Annotated in this window: 23 protein-coding genes; 13 read left to right on the top strand and 10 right to left on the bottom strand. The window is 71.1% G+C overall.

Annotation, left to right across the window (positions count from 1 at the left end):
• Positions 1–625 (top strand): efflux RND transporter permease subunit (locus AC30N0_RS17645; RefSeq protein ID WP_489519195.1); only part of this gene is annotated, 625 nt, incomplete at its 5' end.
• A 33-nt stretch (positions 626–658) separates the two neighbouring features.
• Here the strand turns inward: AC30N0_RS17645 and AC30N0_RS17640 are convergent.
• Positions 659–1,180, bottom strand: coding sequence for an FKBP-type peptidyl-prolyl cis-trans isomerase (locus tag AC30N0_RS17640; RefSeq protein WP_489519194.1), 522 nt, complete (start codon positions 1,178–1,180; stop codon positions 659–661).
• 24 nt (positions 1,181–1,204) lie between these two features.
• Here AC30N0_RS17640 and AC30N0_RS17635 point away from each other — a divergent pair, with 24 nt between their 5' ends.
• The gene (locus tag AC30N0_RS17635; protein ID WP_489519193.1) at positions 1,205–2,365 is read left to right on the top strand and encodes a cupin domain-containing protein; all 1,161 of its coding nucleotides are present in this window, start codon (positions 1,205–1,207) and stop codon (positions 2,363–2,365) included.
• The gene (locus AC30N0_RS17630; RefSeq protein WP_489519192.1) at positions 2,362–2,850 is read left to right on the top strand and encodes a hypothetical protein; all 489 of its coding nucleotides are present in this window, start codon (positions 2,362–2,364) and stop codon (positions 2,848–2,850) included. The genes AC30N0_RS17635 and AC30N0_RS17630 overlap by 4 nt, the downstream gene beginning before the upstream one ends.
• A 122-nt stretch (positions 2,851–2,972) precedes the next feature.
• Here the strand turns inward: AC30N0_RS17630 and AC30N0_RS17625 are convergent, their stop codons facing one another.
• From AC30N0_RS17625 to AC30N0_RS17595, 7 genes are all read right to left on the bottom strand, one after another.
• Entirely contained in the window at positions 2,973–3,233 is a 261-nt protein-coding gene (locus AC30N0_RS17625) for a hypothetical protein (protein WP_489519191.1), read from the bottom strand.
• A gap of 111 nt (positions 3,234–3,344) precedes the next feature.
• The gene (locus AC30N0_RS17620) at positions 3,345–4,121 is read right to left on the bottom strand and encodes an MBL fold metallo-hydrolase (protein WP_489519196.1); all 777 of its coding nucleotides are present in this window, start codon (positions 4,119–4,121) and stop codon (positions 3,345–3,347) included.
• 22 nt (positions 4,122–4,143) lie between these two features.
• Positions 4,144–5,277: an NlpB/DapX family lipoprotein gene (gene bamC / locus AC30N0_RS17615; protein WP_489519190.1), complete on the bottom strand. Its 1,134-nt coding sequence runs from the start codon at positions 5,275–5,277 to the stop codon at positions 4,144–4,146.
• 97 nt (positions 5,278–5,374) lie between these two features.
• Positions 5,375–6,256, bottom strand: coding sequence for a 4-hydroxy-tetrahydrodipicolinate synthase (gene dapA / locus AC30N0_RS17610; RefSeq protein WP_489519189.1), 882 nt, complete (start codon positions 6,254–6,256; stop codon positions 5,375–5,377).
• Positions 6,257–6,293: 37 nt separating this feature from the next.
• Positions 6,294–6,812, bottom strand: coding sequence for a class I SAM-dependent methyltransferase (locus AC30N0_RS17605; protein WP_489519188.1), 519 nt, complete (start codon positions 6,810–6,812; stop codon positions 6,294–6,296).
• Positions 6,813–6,856: 44 nt separating this feature from the next.
• Positions 6,857–6,979 carry a hypothetical protein gene (locus AC30N0_RS17600; RefSeq protein WP_489519187.1) on the bottom strand — a complete coding sequence of 41 codons (123 nt, stop codon included), beginning with the start codon at positions 6,977–6,979 and terminating at the stop codon, positions 6,857–6,859.
• Positions 6,976–8,187, bottom strand: coding sequence for an MFS transporter (locus tag AC30N0_RS17595; protein ID WP_489519186.1), 1,212 nt, complete (start codon positions 8,185–8,187; stop codon positions 6,976–6,978). Before AC30N0_RS17595 ends, AC30N0_RS17600 begins: the two co-directional genes overlap by 4 nt.
• Positions 8,188–8,278: 91 nt before the next feature.
• On the opposite strand from AC30N0_RS17595, the gene AC30N0_RS17590 reads away from it, so the two are divergent.
• From AC30N0_RS17590 to parC, 6 genes are all read left to right on the top strand, one after another.
• Positions 8,279–10,264, top strand: a complete 1,986-nt coding sequence (locus AC30N0_RS17590) for a DNA topoisomerase IV subunit B (protein WP_489519185.1) — start codon at positions 8,279–8,281, stop codon at positions 10,262–10,264.
• Positions 10,261–10,794, top strand: coding sequence for a GNAT family N-acetyltransferase (locus AC30N0_RS17585; protein WP_489519184.1), 534 nt, complete (start codon positions 10,261–10,263; stop codon positions 10,792–10,794). Before AC30N0_RS17590 ends, AC30N0_RS17585 begins: the two co-directional genes overlap by 4 nt.
• Before the next feature lie 19 nt (positions 10,795–10,813).
• The gene (locus AC30N0_RS17580; RefSeq protein ID WP_489519183.1) at positions 10,814–12,445 is read left to right on the top strand and encodes a long-chain-fatty-acid--CoA ligase; all 1,632 of its coding nucleotides are present in this window, start codon (positions 10,814–10,816) and stop codon (positions 12,443–12,445) included.
• Between the two features lie 80 nt (positions 12,446–12,525).
• Complete coding sequence (locus tag AC30N0_RS17575; protein WP_489519182.1) at positions 12,526–13,554, top strand: alpha/beta fold hydrolase; 1,029 nt, start codon at positions 12,526–12,528, stop codon at positions 13,552–13,554.
• Between the two features lie 37 nt (positions 13,555–13,591).
• Entirely contained in the window at positions 13,592–14,272 is a 681-nt protein-coding gene (locus AC30N0_RS17570) for an extensin-like domain-containing protein (protein ID WP_489519181.1), read from the top strand.
• Between the two features lie 78 nt (positions 14,273–14,350).
• On the top strand, positions 14,351–16,672 hold the full coding sequence (gene parC / locus AC30N0_RS17565) for a DNA topoisomerase IV subunit A (RefSeq protein WP_489519180.1): 2,322 nt from the start codon (positions 14,351–14,353) through the stop codon (positions 16,670–16,672).
• A 19-nt stretch (positions 16,673–16,691) separates the two neighbouring features.
• On the opposite strand, the gene AC30N0_RS17560 is transcribed toward parC, so the two are convergent.
• On the bottom strand, positions 16,692–17,186 hold the full coding sequence (locus AC30N0_RS17560) for a disulfide bond formation protein B (RefSeq protein WP_489519179.1): 495 nt from the start codon (positions 17,184–17,186) through the stop codon (positions 16,692–16,694).
• Positions 17,183–17,644 (bottom strand): RidA family protein, encoded by a 462-nt coding sequence (locus AC30N0_RS17555; protein WP_489519178.1) that lies wholly within the window; start codon positions 17,642–17,644, stop codon positions 17,183–17,185. The genes AC30N0_RS17560 and AC30N0_RS17555 overlap by 4 nt, the downstream gene beginning before the upstream one ends.
• Positions 17,645–17,689: 45 nt before the next feature.
• On the opposite strand from AC30N0_RS17555, the gene AC30N0_RS17550 reads away from it, so the two are divergent.
• The 4 genes from AC30N0_RS17550 to AC30N0_RS17535 form a co-directional block, all read left to right on the top strand.
• Positions 17,690–20,101, top strand: a complete 2,412-nt coding sequence (locus AC30N0_RS17550; protein WP_489519177.1) for a DNA internalization-related competence protein ComEC/Rec2 — start codon at positions 17,690–17,692, stop codon at positions 20,099–20,101.
• A gap of 92 nt (positions 20,102–20,193) precedes the next feature.
• Positions 20,194–21,627 (top strand): circularly permuted type 2 ATP-grasp protein, encoded by a 1,434-nt coding sequence (locus tag AC30N0_RS17545; protein WP_489519176.1) that lies wholly within the window; start codon positions 20,194–20,196, stop codon positions 21,625–21,627.
• A 12-nt stretch (positions 21,628–21,639) separates the two neighbouring features.
• Positions 21,640–22,722, top strand: coding sequence for an alpha-E domain-containing protein (locus AC30N0_RS17540; RefSeq protein WP_489519175.1), 1,083 nt, complete (start codon positions 21,640–21,642; stop codon positions 22,720–22,722).
• 31 nt (positions 22,723–22,753) lie between these two features.
• Positions 22,754–23,344 (top strand): transglutaminase family protein (locus AC30N0_RS17535; protein ID WP_489519174.1); only part of this gene is annotated, 591 nt, incomplete at its 3' end.

Below are 23,344 nucleotides of genomic sequence, written 5' to 3'. Positions count from 1 at the left end.
CGAGCGCTACCGCGAGCAGATTGCCCTGCCGGCCTCGGTGATCACGCGCTACGGCGGCGATGCGGCGGTGTTCAAGAGCTCGCAGGGCAGCCAGGCGATCCTGATCGTCTCGGCCCTGCTGGTGATCTATGTCCTGCTCGGCGTTCTCTACGAGAGCTACATCCACCCGCTGACGATCCTGGCCGGCCTGCCTTCGGCGGCGGTCGGGGCGTTGCTGACGCTGCGCCTGTTCGACATGGACCTGACGCTCATCGCCACGATCGGCATCCTGCTCTTGATCGGCATCGTCAAGAAGAACGCGATCATGATGATCGACTTCGCCCTCGATGCGCAGCGCACCCGCGGTGCGACGCCCGAGGCGGCGATCCGCGAAGCCTGCATCCTGCGCTTTCGGCCCATCATGATGACGACGCTGGCGGCCTTGATGGGCGCGCTGCCGATCGCGATGGGCATCGGTGCCGGCGCCGAGCTGCGCCAGCCGCTCGGCCTCGCGGTGGTGGGCGGACTCGTGTTCTCGCAGGCCATCACCCTCTACATCACCCCGGTCATCTACCTCGCGCTCGACCGCTTCAGCGGCAAGGGTCCGGTCACGACCGCGGACGGCGCCGTCGTTCCGGCAGCCTGAGCCGGCGCCGGCGGCGGACCCGGCAGACGCCGGTCAGTGCAGGTGCCGCCCGGGCTGGGCCGCACCCAGCACGCTGACGACGCCCTGGCCCACGCTGCCGGCCTCGATCTCTTCCTCGCTTGCCTCGCGCACGTCGCGGACGACCATGGCCAGGCGCAGGGCGATGCCGGCGAGCGGATGGTTGCCGTCGAGCACGACGTGCTCCGGGTAGACCTCGGTGATCGTGTAGATCGCGTCCTCGGGCATTCCCTCCGTGGTCGAGCCCGGCGGCGGGCCTTCGAACTGCATGCCCGGCTCGGCACCGTCGGGGAACAGCGCGCGCGACTCGAAGAAGACGAGTTCCGGGTCGTAGTCGCCGAACGCGTGCTCGGGCTCGATGTGCAGCGTCATCTCGTCGCCGACCTCGTGCCCGACCAGTGCTTCCTCCACCTTGGCGAGCAGGTCGTTGCCGCCGAAGAAGAACTCGACCGGCTCGCTCAGCTCGTCGATCTCGACACCCTGGGCATCGGCCAGTCGCCAGGTGAGGCTCACCACGCAAGGAGCGGCGATCTGCATCCGAAGATGATCGCACAATGAGGCATGGACCTGGCCCGGCCGACGCCTTTGCTGGGGGGCCTGTCGGCCTCCGCATTCATGCGTCGGCATTGGCAGAGGAAGCCCCTCCTGGTGCGCGCCGCGCTCGCCGAGCCGATGCCCGGCTTCGACCGTCGCCGCCTGTTCGAGCTGGCCACGCGTGACGACGTCGAATCGCGGCTGGTCGTGCACGCAGGCGAGCGATGGACGCTGCGTCAGGGGCCGTTGCCCCGGCGTTCGCTGCCGCCCTTGTCGCGGCCCGGCTGGAGCCTGCTCGTCCAGGGCGTCGACCTGCACGACGATGCGGCGCATCGGCTCCTGGCGCGCTTTCGCTTCATCGCCGATGCGCGGCTCGACGACGTCATGGTCTCTTACGCCAGCGACGCCGGCGGTGTCGGACCGCACCTCGACTCGTACGACGTCTTCCTGATCCAGCTGGCCGGGCAGCGGCGCTGGCGCGTCGGCCGAACGGCGCGGCCACGGCTGCGCAGCGACGTGCCGCTCAGGATGCTCGCCGACTTCGTGCCGCAGCACGACTGGCTGCTCGATGCGGGCGACATGCTGTACCTGCCGCCGGGTTGGGGCCATGACGGCACCGCGGTCGGCGAGTGCATGACGGCGTCGGTGGGCTTTCGCGCTCCGCACGGCCCGGCGCTGGCGGCCGACGTGCTGCAGCGCATGGTCGATGCCGCGGTCGGCGAGGAAACCGTCGACGCCAAGCCGGGCACGCCGCTCTATCGTGACCCGGGCACCGAAGCGACGGCGCACCCCGCACGCATTCCGCACGCGCTGCAGCGCTTCGCCGACGACGCCGCGGCCAAGCTGGTGGCCGATCCGCAGCAACGGGCCTGCGCCCTCGGCGAGACGCTCAGCGAGCCGAAGCCAGGCACCTGGTTCGAGGCGGGCAGCGCCTCGGCCGGGGCCGCGGGCATCGCCCTCGACCGTCGCACGCGGATGCTCTACGACGCCTCGCACATCTTCATCAACGGCGAGTCGTTTCGCGCCGGCGGCCGCGATGCCGCCCTGATGCGTCGTCTGGCGGATCGGCGTCGGCTCGACGCCGGAGCGCTGGCACAGTTGAGCCCGGAGGCCGCCGCGCTGCTGGCCGAATGGAGCCGGGCCGGCTGGTGCCTGGGCATCGACCCGACCGAGGGAGACACGACATGAGCAACGACATCATCACCGCGGTCGCGTCGCGCGCCGAGTTCCGCGACGCCGTCCGTACGTGCCTGGACGGGGCCGCCGACGTCGGCGCTCGCGAGATCGTCATGATCGACCCGACCTTTGCCGACTGGCCTCTGAACGACGCCGCAGTGGTGGAGACCTTCGCCCGATGGGCCCGGTCGGGCCGCAGCCTCACGCTCATGGCACACCGGTTCGACGAGCTGCCGCGCCGGCACATGCGCTTCGTCGAATGGCGGCGAAACTGGTCGCACGTGGTCCGCTGCCGCGCCGATGAAGAGCTCGAGGAGCGGCAGATCCCGACCCTGCTGCTGGTGCCGGGACAGACCTGCCTGCGCATGGTCGACAACGTGGACTACCGGGGCACCGTGTCCAGCCAAGCCGCCGACCTCGTGATGGGCCGGGAGACCGTTGACGCGCTTTTGCAACGGTCTTCCGATGCCTTCCCGGTTACGGCCCTCGGCCTTTAGGGAAAGCCCTTAAGGCCCCTATAATCGAGGGTTAGGCACAGGGGACGGCTCACGTTTCCTTGTCTTCGATGCTGGAGGCTCTCGGACCGAGGGCTTCGATCAAGCCGGACACTGTTCCAAACCTAAAACCCGAGGAGAAACATGAAAACAGCACTGCTGATGGTCACGCTCGCCGCCGCTCTTTCCTTCACTGCCTGCAGCAAGAAGGAAGAGACGACGACCACCACGACGACGACGCCACCCGCGACGATGACCGCCCCGACGCCGTCGTCCACGACGACGATCGTCACGCCGCCGGCGGCCCCGTCGACCGATGCGGCCGCTGCTGCGGGTGCTGCCTCCGCCGCCGCCACGGCGGCGATGGACGCCGCGTCTTCGGCCAACGCCGCTGCCACGGCAGCGACCAGCGCCGCCTCGCGTCCGTAAGACGGCGAGCGGCTGAAACGGAAAAGCCGCCTTCGGGCGGCTTTTTCATGGTTGTGCGAGGACGGTTTTCAGCCGAGCTGCAGCCATGAAAAGCCCAGCATCGGATCGGCCACGACCACGTCGCGCGGGCTGCTCCCCCAGCGCGCAGCCAGGGCGCGGCGGGCCAGATCCGGCGTGTTGTTCTCGCGGCTCAGATGGGCGGCGACGAGATGGCGCAGGCCACTGCCGGCTGCCTGGGCGACGATGTCCGCAGCAGCCTCGTTGCTGAGGTGCCCGAACCGGCCGCCGATCCGCGACTTCAGCGACGGCGGGTAGCGCGACGCGGCGAGCATGCCGGCATCGTGGTTGCACTCGAGCACGAGGGCGTCGCAGCCGACCAGGTTGTCCAGCATGTGCGCCGTGATCGAGCCGAGGTCCGTCAGCACCACGAGCAGCGAGTCGCCGTCGCTGCAGCCCAGCTGCAGCGGCTCGGCGGCGTCGTGGGCGACGGTGAACGGGCGGATTTCCAGGTCACCGACCCGGATCAGCTCGCCGTCGCGCGCAAAGGCGAGTCGCGGCGGTGCCGCGCACGGGCCGAGCGCGCGCCAGGTGCCGCGACTCATCCAGACCGGGATGTCGTTGCGCTCGGCCAGAGTCAGCGCGCAGCCGACATGGTCGCCGTGTTCGTGGGTCACGAAGACGGCGTCGATGTCGCTGAGGGCAAGCCCGGCCCGCTCGAGGCGGGCGTCGAGCTCGCGCAGGGAAAGGCCGGCATCGATCAGCAAGCGCGTCGTCGTGATGCCGCTGGTGGCCTCGACGACGGTGGCATTGCCGCTGCTGCCGCTGCCAAGGCTGCAAAAGCGGATCACGCGGAAGCGGACCGGCTTCTTACTTCAGGTCGTCGAGGAGGAGCCTGGCGATGCGCTGCCCGGCCTCGCCCGTTTCCGGACGGCCCTGCGAATCCAGCACCGCGACGGTGCTGCTCGAGCCCGAGCCCGTCACCTTCACGCGGTACTTGGCCGGGCCGCCTTCGTCGGCCTTGTTGCTGCCGAACCTGAACATGCGGGCGAACAGGCCCGGCTCGCTGCGGCCGGCGAAGGCGGGGTCGACGTAGCGGACGAAGTACAGGCCCTGGTTGCGATCGCGGTCCTCGACGGTGAAGCCGCTGCGGTCGAGTGCGATGCCGACGCGGCGCCAGGCCCGATCGAAGCCGTCGTCGAGCTGCAGCGTCGTTCCCGCCTGGCCGTCGAGGGTGCGCGCCCGCGGCGGGCCCGTACTGGCGGAGACCGCCGCGACGGTGGCGCGCGCCTGCTCGTCCTTGGCGCCGAGCCGGACCAGCAGGCGGGAGTAGAACGCGGCCTCGAGCTGCGGGTCGGTGGGGCGCGGCTGCCAGACCGTGACCTCCTTGCGGTCGTTGGCATAGACCTCGACCATGCCGCGGTGCGTGATGTAGACGTCGGTGCCGGTCGGCGTGCGCTCGACGCGGGTGTGGAACTTGTCGAGCTCGCTGGTCGAGAAGGCGGCGTCGAAGACCTTGCCGATCGTGTTGCGGATGATGTCGTTGGGCAGCTTGGCCCGGTTCTCGGTCCAGTCGGTCTCGAGCAGCCCGGCGTCGGCACGGTCCTGGACCAGGTTGAAGCCGTTGTCCCTCCAGAACGCGCGCAGCAGCGGGAACAGCTCCTCGGGCGGCAGCGTGCTGCTCAGCCAGCGCTCGTTGCCGAGCCGCTCCATCTTGAACGAGCCCAGCGCCTGCGGCGCGACGACCGGCGTCGCCACTGGCTGCGTCGCCGTGCTGGCCTGGAACGTCGACGCGGTGACGGTCCCGCTCGCCGGTGCGTAGCGCGACTCCCGCGCGAGCTGGGTGAGGTCGGGCGGCACTTCGAGCGACGAGGTGCGGGTGCCGCCGGCGGCGCGGTAGTCGACCTTGTCGCCGGCCAGGAAGTCCCCGACCGTGGAGCAGCCGCCGAGGAGGACGAGCGCGGCCAGGCAGGGCAGGGCGGCGCGGGAAAGGAGGAAGGTCACGTCAGCGGGTCTCCATCGGGGATGGCGGATGACTGGAAAGGCAGCGGGGCGAGCCGGCCTCCGGTTGGGCGGATGGCCGCGCCCGGCTCCGGCCGGCTCACGCCAGCCCGGCTTCTGCAAGTGCAGCAGCCACCACGGCCTGCCCGGCCTCGCTGAGCGGGGTGATCGGCAGGCGCACCGTCGTGCCGCAACGGCCGAGCCGGCTCAGCGCCCATTTGGTCGGCGCCGGGCTCGGCTCGACGAACAGCGCCTGATGCAGGCCGAGCAACTGCATCTGCAGCCGGGTCGCCTCGCGCGCGTTGCCGTCCAGGGCAGCCGCGCAGAGGGCCTGGACCTGGCGCGGCGCGACGTTGGCGGTGACGCTGACGCTTCCATGCCCGCCGAGCAGCATCAGGGCGACGGCCGAATCGTCGTTGCCCGAGTAGACCGCGAAGCCGGGCGGCGCCAGGCGCAGGATCGAGCTGCCGCGGGCGATGTCGCCTGTGGCGTCCTTGATGCCGACGATGCCCGGCACCTGCGCCAGGCGCAGCGCGGTCTCGGTCTGCATGTCGGCCACCGTGCGCGAGGGCACGTTGTAGAGAAACATCGGCAGGTCGACCGCTTCGGCGATGGTCCGGAAGTGGCGGTAGATCCCTTCCTGCGACGGCTTGTTGTAGTAGGGCACCACCGACAGCGTGCAGTCGGCGCCGGCCTTGAGCGCGAAGCGCGCCAGCTCGATCGCCTCGGCCGTCGAGTTGCCGCCGGTCCCGGCCATGATCGGGATGCGGCCGCGCGCATGCTCGACCGAGACGCGGATGACCTCGCAATGCTCCTCGACCGAGACCGTCGGCGACTCGCCGGTGGTGCCGACGACGGCGATGCAGCGGGTACCTTCCTCGACGTGCCAGTCGATCAGGCGACGCAGCGCATCGATGTCGATGCGCTGCTCTTCTTGCATCGGCGTCACGAGGGCGACGATGCTTCCGGTGATGGGTTTCATGGGCTTTCCTGAACCTGTCGATTCTAGCGACCCGGCCTCAGGCCTCGGCCGGCTCGAGCAGGTGGCGCGGAGCCGTGCCGCCCGCAGCGTCGCGGACCGCGACGATGCGCTGCACGAACCGGTCGGGCGCGGGCAGGAACCCGTCTTCGTAGGCCACGATGCGCAGACCCGCGGCGGCACGCAGAAGTTCACCGGGCCACAGAAGAAAGTCGGGGCGCGCCGGCCGGCCGACGGTCTCGTTGCCGCTGGCGAAGGTCTCGTAGATCAGCACGCCGCCGGGGCGGAGCGCGGCGACGATCTGCGGAAGCAGCGGCCGCCACAGGTAGTTGGTGACGACCACCGCGTCGAACGAGCGGCCGGGCAGCGGCCACGGCGCGGATTCGAGATCGGCGACCACGGTCTCGGCCGTGCCGGCGAGCTCGATCAGGGCGGCTTCGTCGCTGTCGACGGCGATGACCGCATGGCCGCGGCCGGCCAGGAAGCGCGCGTGCCGGCCGCTGCCCGCGGCCACGTCGAGCACGGATCCGCCCGGCGTGACGAGGTGGGCCCAGCGCACGACCCAAGGCGAAGGCGCCGCGGTCCGGTGCCTCGCAGCCTCGCTCAGAAGCAGCTCCACAGGCGGTTGCCGAGGTCGACCGCGAGCTCCGGCCGCAGGTACGCGGCGAACACGGCGAGCAGGGTCAGGGCCGCGGCCGCGTAGGCGGCAAGGGCGCGCCCCTTCATGCCGGTGCCGGGCGCACGATGGCGCTCTCGCGGATCGGCAGGTTGACGACCGCGGCGAAGACGCCGAGGGCGACCGCGATCCACCACACCACCTGGTAGCTGCCGGTCCGGTCGTACAGGAGCCCGCCGAGCCAGACGCCGAGAAAGCTGCCGACCTGGTGGCTGAGGAAGACGAAGCCGCCGAGCATCGACAGGTAGCGGACGCCGAAGATCTCGGCGACGATGCCGTTCGTGAGCGGCACCGTCGACAGCCAGAGGAAGCCCATCGCCGCGGCGAAGGCGTAGACGCTCCAGGGCGACAGCGGCGCGGCGAGGAAGGCGACGATGGCGATCGAGCGAAGCGAATAGATCGTCGACAGCAGGTAGTTCTTCGGCAGGCGGCCGCCGAGCGAGCCGGCGACGTACGTGCCGACGACGTTGAAGAGGCCGATCAGCGCCAGCGCCGTGGTGGCGACGTCGGGCCGCAGGCCGTGGTCCTTCAGGTAGCTCGGCATGTGCACGCCGACGAAGGCGAGCTGGAAGCCGCAGACGAAATAGCCGGCGGTGAGGAGCTGGAAGCTGCGATGGCCGAGTGCTTCGCGCACCGCCGCGCCGATGCTCTGCTGCGCCGCGGTCGCAGCGTCGCGCTTCGGTTCGCGCAGGCCGAGAGCGACGGGGATGATGACGAGGGCGAGGCAGGCGAGGACGAACAGCGCGTTCTGCCAGCCGAGGCCCTGGATCAGACCGCCCTCGATCGGCACCATGAGGAACTGCCCGAACGAGCCGGCCGCCGCCGCGACCCCCATGGCCCAGCTGCGCCGTTCGGGAGCGACGCTGCGGCCGATGACGCCGAAGACGACGGCATAGGTCGTCCCGGCCTGGGCCATGCCGATCAGGAGCCCGGCACCGCCGAGGAATCCCGCCCCGGTGGTCGCCAGACCCATGACCACCAGGCCCGCCGCGTAGAGGATGCTGCCGAGCGCGAGGATCCGGAACGCACCCCAGCGGTCGGCCAGCATGCCGGCGAGCGGCGCGGCGATGCCCCAGGCCAGGTTCTGCACCGCCAGGGCGAAGGCGAAGGTCTCGCGGTTCCAGCCGCGCTCGATCGTCACCGGCTGCAGCCAAAGGCCGAAGCCGTGCCGGATGCCCATGGACAAGGTGACGACGATGGCGCCGCACACCAGCACCTGCGTCATCGACAGCGTCGGACGGGAGTCGGTGGCGGCCATCGGGCCATTGTTGCAGGGCCCGGCACTCCCTCGTCGCGGCAAGGGGGTGGCATGAGGCGTGGGCGTGCGAGCTGCTCCCTAGAATCGTTCGATGGCCAGCCGACAGAACGCCGCGTACGCGGAAGCATCGATCCGGGTCCTCAAGGGCCTCGAGCCCGTGAAGCAGCGGCCCGGCATGTACACGCGCACCGAAAGCCCGCTGCACGTGGTCCAGGAGGTGATCGACAACGCCGCCGACGAGGCGCTCGCGGGCCACGCATCGGCGATCGACGTGACCGTCTTCGCCGATGGCTCGGTGGGCGTCGACGACGACGGCCGCGGCATCCCCTTCGGCCTGCATCCGGAAGAAGGCGTGAGCGTCGTCGAGATCGTCTTCACGCGCCTGCACGCGGGCGGCAAGTTCGACAAGGGCAGCGGCGGCGCCTACAGCTTCTCCGGCGGCCTGCACGGCGTCGGCGTCAGCGTCACCAACGCCCTGGCGAAGCGGCTCGAGGTCACCGTCTGGCGAAACGGCCAGGTCGCGACGATCGCCTTCGCCGGCGGCGACGTCGTCGAGCCGCTGGTGCTGCGCAAAGCCGCTTCGGGCGAGCGCAGGAGCGGGACCCGGGTCCGCGTCTGGCCAGACACCCGCTACTTCGAGAGCGTCGAGCTGCCGCGCCCCGAGCTGACCCACCTGCTGCGCAGCAAGGCGGTGCTGATGCCGGGCATCAAGGTGTCGCTCACGGTCGAGAAGAGCGGCCGGGCCGAGCCCGAGCGGCAGGACTGGCTGTTCGAGGCCGGCCTCGCCGACTACCTGCAGCAGGTGCTGACCGGCGAGCCGCTGATCCCGCTCTTCGAGGGATCGCACCACGCCGACGGTCGCGAGAGCGAAGACGTCGCCGAGGGCGAGGGCGCATCCTGGTGCGTGGCCTTCACCGAGGACGGCAACGCGGTGCGCGAAAGCTACGTCAACCTGATCCCGACGGTGGCCGGCGGCACGCACGAGTCCGGCCTCAAGGACGGCCTGTTCGGCGCGGTGAAGGGCTTCATCGACCTGCACGGGCTGCTGCCCAAGGGCGTGAAGGTGATGCCCGACGACGTCTTCTCGCGGGCCAGCTTCGTTCTCTCGGCGAAAGTCCTCGACCCGCAGTTCCAGGGCCAGATCAAGGAACGGCTGAACAGCCGCGAGGCGCTGCGCCTGGTCTCGAACTGCGTCCGGCCGCCGCTCGACCTGTGGCTCAACCAGCACGTCGCCGACGGCAGGAAGCTGGCCGACCTGGTGATCCGCCAGGCGCAGACGCGGCAGAAGGCGAGCCAGCGGGTCGAGAAGCGGCGCGGCTCGGGCGTGGCCGTGCTGCCCGGCAAGCTCACCGATTGCGAGAGCCGCGACCTCGCCCTGAACGAGATCTTCCTCGTCGAGGGCGACTCGGCCGGCGGCAGCGCCAAGATGGGCCGCGACAAGGAGACGCAGGCGATCCTGCCCCTGCGCGGCAAGATCCTCAACGCCTGGGAGGTCGAGCGCGACCGGCTCTTCGCCAACAACGAGATCCACGACATCGCGGTCGCGATCGGCGTCGATCCGCACGGCCCTAACGACGAGCCCGATCTCTCCGGCCTGCGCTACGGCAAGGTCTGCATCCTGAGCGACGCCGACGTCGACGGCTCGCACATTCAGGTCCTGCTGCTCACGCTTTTCTTCCGCCACTTTCCGAAGCTGATCGAGCGCGGCCATGTGTACGTCGCCAAGCCGCCGCTGTTCCGCGTCGATGCGCTCGCGCGCGGCAAGAAGCCGGCGGCCAAGATCTACGCGCTCGACGAAGGCGAGCTGCGCGCCATCACCGACCGGCTGCTGAAGGAGGGCGCGCGCGACGGCTCCTGGAGCGTCAGCCGCTTCAAGGGCCTCGGCGAGATGAACGCCGAGCAGCTGTGGGACACGACGCTCAACCCGGAGACCCGCCGCCTCCTCGCCATCCACTTCGGCGCCGCCGGGTTCGCCGCCACCGTGGAATCGCTCACCAAGCTGATGGGCAAGGGCGAGGCCCAGGCGCGGCGCGAGCTGATGGAGCTGCGCGGCCACGCGATCGAGGTCGACGTGTGAGCACGCCGCTGTCGCTGCGCCTGCGGCCGACGATGCTGTCGGACCTCGACTTCGTGCAGACGGTCGAGAACGACCCGGAGAACCGCCCCTTCATCACGCCGTGGGAGCGGGTCCAGCACGAAGGCGCCGTGCGCTTCCCCGACTTCCGCCATTTCATCATCGAGGCCGGGCGGGCCTATCCGTCGGCCGGCTTCGTCATCCTGCAGGGCTGCCGCAACCCGCACGGCTCGGTCGAGCTGAAGCGCATCGTCCTGCAGCCGAAGGGGCTGGGCTACGGCCGCGCCTGCGTCCGCCTGCTCGCCGAGATGGCCTTCCGCGACCTGCGCGCGCACCGCTTCTGGCTCGACGTGAAAAGCGCCAACGCGCGGGCGCTGGCGCTCTATCGCAGCGAAGGCTTCGTCGAGGAAGGGCGCCTGCGCGAGAGCGTGCGCCACGGCGACGGCTACGACTCGCTGATCGTGCTGTCGATGCTCGAGCCGGAGCATCGGGCGCTCGTCGAGGCGCGCGCCGGCGCGGCGAGCGCGACCTGACACACCGGGAGGAGAGGCGATGAAGTCGACGATGATGGACGTGCCCCTGTCGCTCAACCACCTGCTCGATCGGGCCGGGACGATCTTTGCGCAGAACGCCATCGTCTCGCGCCTGCCCGACAAGTCGCTGCGCACGCACACCTTCGGCGAGTACCACCGGCGCACGCGCCGCCTCGCCGCCGCGCTCGCCGCGCTGGGCCTGAGGAAGGGGGACCGCGTCGCCACGCTGTGCTGGAACCACTACGCGCACCTGGAGTGCTACTTCGGCATCCCGGCCGCGGGCGGCGTGATGCACACGCTCAACCTGCGCCTCGCGCCGGACGAGATCGGCTGGATCGCCGCCGACGCCGCCGACCGCTTCCTGGTCGTCGACGACATCCTGCTGCCGCTGTACCGGCAGTTCGCCGGCAAGCATGCCTTCGAGAAGGTGATCGTGGTGCCGTTCTCGGGCGCGCCGGTCGATGCCAGCACCGGGCATGTCGATTACGAGCACCTGCTCGCCGAGGCCGACGGCGACGCCTTCGTCTACGCCGCGCACGACGAGAACGATCCGGTCGCCATGTGCTACACGTCCGGAACGACCGGCCGGCCCAAGGGCGTCGTCTACTCGCACCGCTCGACGGTGCTGCACACGCTGGTCGGCTGCCTCGGCGAGAACTGGTCGATGAAGGCCTCCGACGTGCTGATGCCGGTCACGCCCATGTTCCACGCCAACTGCTGGGGCGTGCCGTACGGCGCCGTCATGACCGGGACCAAGATCGTCTTCCCGGGGCCGCACTTGCATCCCGACGACCTGCTCGACCTGATGCAGCTCGAGCCGCCCACCCTGTCGCTCGGCGTGCCGACGATCTGGCTCGGCCTGATCCAGCGCTTCGAGCGCGCGCAGAGCGAGGAGCCGGGGCGTTGGCGCCTGCCCGAGGGCATGCGCTCGATGGTCGGCGGCGCCGCGGTGCCGGAGGCGCTCATCCGTGCCTTCGCCCGGCATGGCGTCTGGATCCTCCAGGGCTGGGGCATGACCGAGACCTCGCCCCTGGCGACGACGGCGGTGCGCGACGACACCCGGTCCGAGGCGGAGCGCTTTCGCCGCGCGGCCATGGCCGGCGTGCCGGTCCCCCTGGTCGAGCTCCGCATCCGCGGCGACGACGGCACGGACGCCCCTTGGGACGGCAAGACCGCCGGCGAGATCCAGTGCCGCGGCCCCTTCATCACCGGCTCGTACCACGGCCTTGCGCCGACCGAGGACAAGTTCACTGCCGACGGGTGGCTCCGCACCGGCGACGTGGCGACGATGGACGAGCACGCCTTCGTGCGCATCACCGACCGCACCAAGGACCTGATCAAGTCGGGCGGCGAATGGATCAGCTCGGTCGATCTCGAGAACGCCTTGATGGCGCACCCGGCGGTCGCCGAAGCGGCGGTGATCGCCATTCCCGACGAGAAGTGGAGCGAGCGGCCGCTGGCCTGCGTCGTCTTCAAGCCGGGGCAGGGGCTGCCGCCCGCGGGACTCGCCGACGAGTTCGCGCCGCACCTGCTCGGGCAGGGCTTCGCCAGGTGGCAGTTGCCCGACCGCTACGAGGTCATCGACGCCGTGCCGCGCACCTCGACCGGCAAGTTCTGGAAGCTGAAGCTGCGGGAGCGCTTCCCGCGTTGATCCTCGCCACCGGCCGGGGGGCCGGGATGCGGGAACGCGGATTGCATCCCTGCCGCGTGCTCCCAGACCCAGGAACGAACGTGAGTCGGCGACGTACCGGCGCGGCGCGGCGCAGCCGCTGGGGATGGCGACTGGCCGTGGCCGGCGCCGCCACTCTCGCCGCGGCGCTGATCGTCCGCAACCGCTCGCGCCAGGCCGAACGCGAGAATCCGCCTAGCGGGCGCTTCGTCGAAGTGGACGGCGTCCGGCTGCACTATGTCGAGCGCGGCACGGGCGAGCCGCTCGTCCTGTTGCACGGCCTGGCGATGATGGGCCTCGACTTCCTGCTCAGCGACCTGGTCGATTTGGCGGCGCGCAAGTACCGCGTCATCGTCTTCGACCGGCCGGGCTACGGCCACAGCGAACGGCCGCGCGGCACCGCCTGGGATCCGCAGGCCCAGGCGCAGCTGCTGCACGGCGCGCTCCGGCAGATCGGCGTCGACCGGGCCATCGTGCTCGGCCACTCGTGGGCTTCGCTGGTCGCGGTGTCGATGGCGCTGCAGCACCCGCAGGCGGTGCGCAGCCTGGTCCTCGAAGCGGGCTACTACTACCCGGGCTTCCGACCCGACCTGCTGCTCCTGGCGCCACGCGGCATCCCGCTGCTCGGCGACTTCCTCCGCCACACCTTCTCGCCCCTGCTCGTGCGCGCCGCGTGGCCGTTGCTCTTGAGGCGGATCTTCGCGCCGGCTGCGGTGCCGGCGAGCTTTCGGCTCTTTCCGGCCTGGATGACGGCAAGGCCGTCGCAGCTTCGCGCCACCGCCGTCGAGAGCGCGCAGCTGCACGTCGCCGCGGCCGAGCTCGGCAAGCACTACCGGGAAATCCGCGTCCCGGTGGTGCTGATCGCCGGCGCGGGCGACGCCCTCGTCGACCCATCCGCGCATTCGGAGCGGCTGCACGGCGACGTCCGGCCGTCGCAGTTCCACCTCGTGCCGGCGATGGGCCACATGCTCCATCACCTGGCGCCGGAGCGGGTGCTGGAGGCGATCGACGCCGCCGCGGGGCTCGGCAAGGCGACGCCGACTCGCCTGTCGCGGCGAGTCCCCGCGTACGCGCCGCCCGACGTTGGCTGAGGGCCGGCGCCGCGGCACGCTTCGCGTCGGCTGGGGCGTGGCCGCTGCCTGGGCGGTGTTCGCGCTCGTCGCGGCTGCCTTCTGGAACCAGTGGCTGAGCCTGCCCGATCGCTGGAACCCGTGGGCTCCGCTCTGGCCCGACGAGAGGCCGAATGTGCTCACCGGCTACAAGCTGGCCCGGCTGGCCCGCGACCCGGCCACCTGCCGCCGCACGCTCCAGGCGACGCAGCTCGGCTTTTCAGCGGTGCCCGACCGACCGGTGCGCGAGGGCTGCGGCTGGGCTGGCGCCGTCCGCGTCTCGGCCTTGCCGGCGGGCGTCGATCCGCCGGCGGTGCTGGCGTGTCCGGCGGCCGTCGCGCTGGCCGTGTGGGACCGGCACGGCGTGCAGCCGCTCGCCCGTGCGCACTTCGGCCAGCCGGTGGTCGGGATCGCCCACTACGGCAGCTTCGCTTGCCGCAACGTCGGCGGCGAGGCAGGGCAGCGGCGCAGCGAGCACGCCGCTGCCAATGCGCTGGACGTGGCGGCCTTCACGCTCGCCGACGGGCGCATCGTCAGCGTCGCGCGCGACTGGGACCGCGACGACGCGCGCGGGCGCTTCCTGCGCGAGTTGCATGCCCGGGCCTGCCGCTTCTGGTCGGTCACTCTCGGTCCGGACTACAACGCGGCCCACGCTGACCACTTCCACCTCGATCGCGGCGCGGCGCGCGCCTGCCGCTGACCCCGCGCGTGCGCAGGAAGCACGCAGGCCGGTGGCTACACTTCGCCGCGTTCCAGCCCACCGAGCCTCCCTACACCCATGGACCTCTTCACGCCTGCGCCGGCGACCGCGGGCGACGACGACGGCGTCGACATCGCCAGCTACTCCGAGCGCGCCTACCTCGAGTACGCGCTCAGCGTCGTCAAGGGCAGGGCGCTGCCCGACGTCAGCGACGGCCAGAAGCCGGTGCAGCGGCGCATCCTCTACGCGATGGCGCGGATGGGCCTCGGCTTCACCGCCGGCGCCGGCCCGCGCGCGGTGAAGAGCGCGCGCGTCGTGGGCGACGTGCTCGGGCGCTTCCATCCGCACGGCGACCAGGCAGCCTACGACGCCCTGGTGCGGATGGCGCAGGACTTCTCGCAGCGCTACCCGCTGATCGACGGCCAGGGCAACTTCGGCTCGCGCGACGGCGACGGCGCCGCGGCGATGCGCTACACGGAGGCGCGGCTGGCCCCGATCACGCGCCTGCTGCTCGACGAGATCGACGAAGGCAGCGTCGACTTCGTGCCCAACTACGACGGATCGACGATCGAGCCGAAGATCTTGCCGGCGCGCCTGCCGTTCGTCCTGCTCAACGGCGCGAGCGGCATCGCCGTCGGCCTGGCCACCGAGGTGCCGAGCCACAACCTGCGCGAGATCGCGGCGGCGACGGTGGCGCTGATCCGCGACGAGAAGCTCGGCGACGACACACTCGCGGCGCTCGTTCCCGGGCCCGACTACGCCGGTGGCGGCCAGATCATCAGCAGCGCCGAGGAGATCCGCGCTGCCTACGCCTCGGGCCGCGGCAGCCTCAAGGTGCGTGCGCGCTGGAAGATCGAGGACCTGGCCCGCGGCCAGTGGCAGCTCGTCGTCACCGAGCTGCCGCCGGGCACGAGTACGCAGAAGGTGCTCGAGGAGATCGAGGAGCTCACCAACCCCAAGGTCAAGGCCGGCAAGAAGGCGCTCGGCGCCGAGCAGGTGCAGCTGAGGGCGCTGCTGCTCGCCTCGCTCGACGCCGTCCGCGACGAGTCGAACAAGGACGCGGCGGTGCGGCTCGTCTTCGAGCCGAAGACCCGGACCATCGACCCGGGTGAATTCAGCGCCATGCTGCTCGCTCACACCAGCCTCGAGAGCTCGGCGCCGGTCAACCTGACGATGATCGGCAGCGACGGCCGGCCAATGCAGAAGAGCCTGCGCCGGATGCTCGTCGAGTGGATCGGCTTTCGCACCGCCACCGTCGAGCGTCGCACGGCACACCGCCTGGCCCGGGTCCGCGAGCGCATCCATGTCCTCGAAGGCCGGCAGACGGTGCTCCTGAACCTCGACGAGGTGATCCGCATCATCCGCGCCGCCGACGAGCCGAAGCCGGCGCTGATGGAGCGCTTCGCGCTGAGCGACCGCCAGGCCGAGGACATCCTCGAGATCCGCCTGCGCCAGCTGGCCCGACTCGAGGACCTCCGCATCGAGCAGGAGCTGAAGTCGCTGCGCGGCGACGAGGAAAAGCTCGACGAGATCCTGAAGAGCCCGCCGACGCTCAGGCGCACGCTGATCAAGGAGATCGAAGCCGATGCGAAGGCCCACGGCGACGACCGGCGCACGCTGATCCTCGAGCAGAAGCGCACCGTCCTCGAGACCCGCGTCGTCGACGAGCCGGTGACCGTGGTCGTGAGCCTGAAGGGCTGGGTCAGGGCGCTCAAGGGCCACGAGGTCGAGGCCGGCCAGCTCGCCTTCAAGGCCGGCGATGCGCTGTACGGCACCTTCGCCTGCCGCACGGTCGACGCCCTGCTCGTGTTCGGCAGCAACGGGCGCGTCTATTCGGCCGCCGTCGGCAGCCTGCCGAGCGGGCGCGGCGACGGCCAGCCGATCACCTCGCTCGTCGACATCGAGCCCGGCACGCAGCCGGCACACTACTTCGCGGGCCGGGCCAGCGAGGTCCTGCTGCTGGCGGGCACCGGCGGCTTCGGCCTTCTCGCCCGCGCCGGCGACCTGCTGGCGCGCCAGCGCGGCGGCAAGTCCTTCCTCGACCTGGAGGAAGACGAGAAGCCCTTGCCCCCGGTCGCGCTCTTCGCCGGAGCGGCGCGCGTCGCCTGCCTCACCCTCGCTGGCCGCCTGCTCGTCTTCGGCCTCGACGAGCTGAAGCTGCAAGGCAACGGCGGGCGCGGCCTGACCCTGGTCGACCTCGAGGCGAAGGACGCGCTCGTCAGCGTCGCCGTCTTCGCCGATGCCCTGCGCGTGCTCGGCACCGGCCGCGGCGGCAAGGCGCGCGAGGACGTGCTGCGCGGCGCCGGCCTCGAGCCCTATGTCGGCCGGCGCGCGCGCAAGGGGCGGCGGCAGGACGCGATGACGAAGGCGATGCGCGTCGTCGCCGCCGTGGCGCACTGAAGGCTGGCGGCCCGAGGCTTCAGTCGCGCAGGCCGAGCGCCCGCAGCATGGCGACGGCGCACAGGACGAACAGCGCGGCGGCCCAGAACGCGTAGGGGATGCCGAGCAGGTTGACCGCTGCATCGGCGCAGCTCGCGCGCGGCGCGAAGACGTCGGGCAGCAGGCTGTCGAGGCCGGTGCCGCTGACAATGCGGTCGGCGAGGGTGAGGTTGCACGAGGCCGATGCGGCGGCGACGAAGTGCTGCCACAGCGCCGATGCCAGGCCGCTCAGGGCCAGCAGCAGGGCGGTCGCGGCAGCCATGCGACGCACGATGCGCGCCGGCCAGAGCAGCCCGAGCAGCGCCACCGCACCGATGGCCACGAAGATCAGGCGCTGCAGCACGCACCACGGGCACGGCTCCATCGCATACACATGCTGCGAGACGAGGGCGGCGGCGACGCCGCCGAAGGAAGCCAGCGCGACCAGGCCGAACCACGGGACCATCGATCCGGCGCGGCCTCCCGCGCGGCTCATTCCGCGACCTGGGCGATCAGCTCGATCTCCACGCAGGCGCCGAGGGGCAGCTGGGCGACGCCGTAGGCGCTGCGCGCGTGCGCGCCCTTCTCGCCGAAGACTTCGCCGATCAGCTCGGAGCAGCCGTTCGTCACCAGGTGATGCTCGGTGAACTCGGCGGTGCTGTTGACGAGGCTCGTGATGCGGACGATCCGCTCTACCTTGTCGAGGTCGCCCACGGCGGCCTGCAGCGTTCCGAGCAGGTCGATGGCCACGGCCCGCGCCGCCTTCTTGCCGGTCGAGGTGGTCATGTCGCGTCCGAGCTGGCCGACCCACGGCTTGCCTTCGCGCTTGGCGATGTGCCCCGACAGGTAGACCAGCGAGCCGGTGCGAACGAAGGGCACGTAGGCACCGGCGGGGGCCGCCAGCGGCGGCAGGGAAATGTCGAGCTCGGTGAGTCGGTCGTAGATGGAAGCCATGGCGTGGGTCCGCGAGCGGTCGGTCGCAAATCCTACACTTCCCCGATGGGAGGTCCGGGCACAGGCAGGCGGCTCGCAGCGCTGCTGCTCGCCTGGCTCGTCGGGGTCGCGGTCCACCTTCGTCAAGTCGAACTGCTGCCGCTGCCCGCGCACGTCGGCCTGGCCCTCGGCGCCCTTGCCGTGGCCGGGGCGGCGCTCGCCTTGCGGCGCGTCTTCGCCATTGCGGTGGTGGCGCTCGCCGTGCTGGGCTTCGCGGCATCGGGATGGCGCGCGTCGCTGCAACTGGGCGAGTCGCTGCCGGCGGAGCTCGAGGGTCGGGACCTCGTCGTCACCGGCATCGTCGCCAGCTTGCCGCAGCAGGGACCGAGCGGACTGCGCTTCCGCTTCCGCGTCGACGCGGACGCAGCGGCCGGTGTGCCGCGGAGGCTCGCGCTCGGCTGGTTCAGCGGCTTCCATGAAGACGCGGCGCTGTCGCCGCCGCAGCGGGAACTGCGCGCCGGCCAGCGCTGGCGCTTCGCCGTGCGCCTGCGCCGGCCGCACGGCAACCTGAACCCGAACGGCTTCGACTACGAGCTGTTCCTCTTCGAGCAGGGCGTGCGGGCCACCGGCTACGTGCGCGACGCGCCGGCGGCGACCTGGCTCGAGGATGGCGCCGGCGCGCCGATGCAGCGGCTGCGCCAGCACTTCCGCGACGCGATCTACGCCACCGTTCCGGACCGGCGCGCCGCGGGCGTGCTCGCCGCGCTGGCCGTCGGCGACCAGAGCGCCATCGAGCGCGACGACTGGGAGCTGTTCCGCAACACCGGCGTCGCCCACCTGATGTCGATCAGCGGCCTGCACGTGACGATGTTCGCCTGGCTGAGCGGGCTCCTCGTCGCAGCGCTGTGGCGGCGCAGCCCGGGCGCCATGCTCCGCGCGGCGGCGCCGGCGGCGGCGCGCTGGGGCGGCCTCGCCGCGGCGACCGCCTACGCGGTCTTCTCCGGCTGGGGCATCCCGTCGCAGCGGACGATCTGGATGCTGCTCACCGTGACGCTGCTGCAGAGCAGCGGCCTGCGCTGGCCGTGGAGCCTGGTCCTGCTCAGCGCGGCCGCTGCGGTCACGGCGCTGGACCCGTGGGCCCTGACCCAGCCCGGCTTCTGGCTCTCCTTCGTGGCCGTCGGCTTGCTGATGGCGTCGGCGCCGGCGGTCGTGGGCGAGGCCGGTGCGCGCCACGCTGCCGGCTGGCGTGGCTGGCCGACGCGCCTGGCCGGCAGCGCCCGGCAGGGCCTGCGCACGCAGGTCGTCGCGACGCTCGGCCTGACACCGCTGGCGCTGGTCTTCTTCCAGCAGGTGTCGCTGGTCGGCTTCTTGGCCAACCTCGTCGCCATTCCGCTCGTCACCTTGCTGCTCACGCCGCTCGCCTTGCTCGGCATCGTCGCCGCGCCCTTGTGGCAGCTCGGCGCCGTCTTCGTCACCGGTCTCGGTGCGGTGCTCGCCGCGCTTGCCGCGGTCCCCGGGGCGGTCTGGACCGCGGCGCTGGCACCGGCCTGGGCCCAGTGGGCCGGCCTGGCCGCGGCGACGCTCTTCGTCCTGCCGCTGCCCTGGCGCGCGAAGCTGCTCGGCGCGCCGCTGGCCCTGGCCCTGCTCGTGCCGCCGCGCGACCTGCCGGCCGAGGGCGAGTTCGAGGTCGTCGCCGCCGACGTCGGCCAGGGCACGGCCGTGCTCGTCCGCACCCGCTCGCACGTGCTGCTGTTCGACGCCGGCCCGCAGTACTCGCGCGAGAGCGACGCCGGCCAGCGTGTGCTCGTGCCCTTGCTGCGCACGCGCGGCGACCAGCGCATCGACATGCTCGTGCTGAGCCATCGCGACCTCGATCACGTCGGCGGCGCGAAGTCCGTCCTCGGCGCCGTTCGAGTGGCGACCCTGTCGAGCTCGCTCGAGCCCGGCCATCCCGTGCTCGGCGCCGCCGGCGACGTGCGCCGCTGCGAGCAGGGCCAGCACTGGCGCTGGGACGGCGTCGACTTCAGCGTCCTCGGCCCGCCCGCCGCCGACTACCAGCGCGCGCTCAAGCCGAATGCGATGTCCTGCGTGCTGCGCGTGTCCGGCGCCGGGCGCAGCGCGATGCTGACCGGCGACATCGAGCGCGAGCAGGAGGCGGCCCTCGTCGCGGTGCATGGCACGGCCTTGCGCAGCGACGTCCTCCTCGCGCCGCATCACGGCAGCCGGACCTCGTCGACGCCGGCCTTTCTCGACGCAGTCGCGCCCACGGTGGCGGTGTTCCAGGCCGGCTACCGAAACCGCTTCGGACACCCGGCCGCCGACGTCGTCGAGCGCTATCGAGTCCGCGGCATCGCCGTGCTTGCCAGCCCGCAGTGCGGCGCCTGGCAGTGGTATTCGGCAACGCCGGGCCCAGGCACCTGCCAGCGCGATCGCGGCCGTCGCTACTGGCATCACCGGCCGGGGCAAAGCCAGCGCTGAGCCTCGGCTCGAGGGCTGCCCCAACGAGAGCGCACCGTTGCCGGCGGGTTTGTGGCGCGGAGTTTGCTACCCTCGCTGCCCGGAGGGACGGAATGGCTGTGGGGTTCGACGAGATGCGCGACGGCGACGGGTCCGTGCGCGAGCACTACCGCGGCTACGACCGCTGGCTGGCCGAGCAGCCGCCGCACGTGATGCGCACGCGCCGCGAGGAGGCCGAGGTCATCTTTCGCCGCGTCGGGATCACCTTCGCGGTCTACGGCACCAAGGACGACGGCGCCGGCACCGAGCGCCTGATCCCCTTCGACCTGATCCCGCGCGTCATCCCGGCGCACGAATGGGACGTGCTCGAGCGCGGCCTGCGCCAGCGCGTGACGGCGCTGAACCGCTTCGTCCACGACGTCTACCACGGCCAGGAGATCCTGAAGGCCGGCATCGTCCCGGCCGAGCAGGTGCTCGGCAACAGCCAGTACCGCGAAGTGATGAAGGGCGTCGACGTCGCCGGCGGCGTCTACTCGCACATCGCCGGCATCGACATCGTCCGCGCCGCCGATCCCGACGGCGGCGGCAGCTACTTCGTCCTCGAAGACAACCTGCGCGTGCCGAGCGGCGTCTCGTACATGCTCGAGAACCGCAAGATGATGATGCGGCTCTTCCCCGAACTGTTCAGCCGCCATCGCGTCGCCCCGGTCGCGCACTACCCCGACCTCCTGCTCGAGACGCTGCGCTCGGTCGCGCCGGCCGCCGTCAACGACCCGACCGTGGTCGTGCTCACGCCCGGCATGTACAACAGCGCCTACTTCGAGCATGCCTTCCTGGCCCAGCAGATGGGCATCGAGCTGGTCGAGGGGCAGGACCTGTTCGTGAAGGACAACTTCGTCTACATGCGCACGACGCAGGGTCCGAAGCGCGTCGACGTGATCTATCGCCGCGTCGACGACGACTTCCTCGATCCGGAGGTCTTCCGTCCCGACTCGACGCTAGGCTGCGCCGGGCTCGTCGGCGCCTACCGGGCCGGCAACGTGACGCTGTCGAACGCCGTCGGCACCGGCGTCGCCGACGACAAGTCGATCTACCCGTACGTGCCGAAGATGATCGAGTTCTATCTCGGCGAAGCGCCGATCCTGGAGAACGTGCCGACCTGGATCTGCCGCGACCCGGGCGAGCTTTCCTACGTGCTCGCCCACCTCGGCGAACTGGTCGTCAAGGAAGTCCACGGCGCTGGCGGCTACGGCATGCTGGTCGGCCCGGCGGCGACGGCGCAGGAGATCGAGGATTTCCGCGCTGCCCTGCTGGCCGACCCGGCCCGCTACATCGCCCAGCCGACGCTGGCGCTGTCGACCTGCCCGAACTTCATCGAGAGCGGCATCGCCCCTCGGCACATCGACCTGCGCCCCTTCGTCCTCTCCGGCAAGACCGTGCAGATGGTGCCGGGCGGGCTCACCCGGGTCGCCCTGAAGGAGGGCTCGCTCGTCGTCAACTCGTCCCAGGGCGGCGGCACCAAGGACACGTGGATCCTCGAGGCATGACGGAGCACCGAGATGCTGTCTAGGACCGCCGACCATCTGTTCTGGATGGCCCGCTACATGGAGCGCGCGGAGAACACCGCGCGCATGCTCGACGTCAACTACCAGATGTCGCTACTGCCGCAATCGGCGCGGGCGACCGAGCGCGGCTGGCGCGGCCTGCTCGGCATCAGCGAGCTGACCGGCGACTTCGCGAAGCGATACGGCGACGTGACGCCGGCCAACGTCATGGAATACATGGTCAGCGATGCCGCCAACGGCTCGTCGATCCGCAGCTGCCTGATGGCGGCGCGCGAGAACGCGCGCGCCGTGCGCGGCACGCTCACGACCGAGGTCTGGGAGACGCAGAACCAGACCTGGCTCGAGTTCCAGCGCATGGTCGCCGGCGACATCTTCGAGCGCAGCCCGAGCGAGGGCTTCGAGTGGGTCAAGTTCCGCTCGCATCTCTCGCGCGGCGTCACCGTCGGCACGATGCTGCAGGACGAGGCCTTCCACTTCCTTCGCATCGGCAGCTTCCTCGAGCGTTCCGACAACACCGCGCGACTGCTCGACGTCAAGTTCCACGGCGTCGAGAGCGAGTTCTTCGGCACCGCCGCGGAACGGCGCCGTGCCGGGCAGAGCCAGAGCCAAAGCCAGAACGGTGGCGGTAGCCAGAGCCAGAGCCAGAGCCAGAACGGCGCAGGCAGCCAGAGCCAGAGCCAGAGCCAGGAGCAGGGCAACGGCAAGGACGTCGAGTACGACTTCTATCACTGGTCGGCGGTGCTGCGCTCGGTGTCCGGCTTCGAGGTCTACCGCAAGGTCTATCGCAACGTGATCCGGCCGGAGAAGGTCGCCGAGCTGCTGATCCTGCGACGCGACATGCCGCGCTCGCTCGCCGCCTGCATGCACGAGGTGGTGTGCAACCTGCAGCGGGTCGCCAACGAGCAATCGCACGACACCCTGCGCCTGGCCGGTCGGCTCGACGCCGACTTGCAGTACGGGCGCATCGACGAGATCCTGGCCACCGGGCTGCACGCCTACCTGACCCGTTTCCTCGAGCGCGTGAATTCGCTCGGCGCCGGCATCAGCCGCGACTTTCTCGTCCCGGTGGCGCCTTGACGGCACCGGGCCGCTCCCTTCGGAAGACCTGATGTCGATCCACGTCGCGCTCAACCACGTCACCCACTACCGCTACGACCGGCCGATCCATCTCGGGCCGCAGGTCGTCCGGCTGCGCCCGGCGCCGCATTCGCGGACCCGCATCCTGAGCTACTCGATGCGTGTGGAGCCGGCCACGCACTTCATCAACTGGCAGCAGGACCCGCAGTCGAACTACCTGGCCCGCCTCGTCATCCCCGATGCGACGACCTCGTTCCGGGTCGAGGTCGACCTCGTCGCCGAGATGGCGGTGCTCAACCCGTTCGACTTCTTCCTCGAGCCGAGCGCGGAGACCTTCCCGTTCGAGTACGACCCCGAGCTTCTCGTCGAGCTCGCGCCCTACCTGCGCAAGGGCGAGGCCACGCCCTTGTTCGCCGGCTACCTGGCCGGCCTGGACCTCGGCCGGCAGCCGACGAGCGGCTTTCTCATGGCGCTCAACCAGCGCCTGCAGAAGGGCATCGCCTACCTGATCCGCATGGAGCACGGCGTGCAGACGCCGGAGCAGACGCTCGCCAACGCCAGCGGCTCGTGCCGCGACAGCGCCTGGCTGATGGTGCAGCTGCTGCGCCACCTCGGCCTGGCC

Origin of the sequence: Rhizobacter sp. (genome assembly GCF_031412495.1) — a bacterium.
Classification (GTDB): Bacteria; Pseudomonadota; Gammaproteobacteria; order Burkholderiales; family Burkholderiaceae_C; genus Schlegelella_A.
This window is presented reverse-complemented; position numbering and strand designations above follow the sequence as displayed.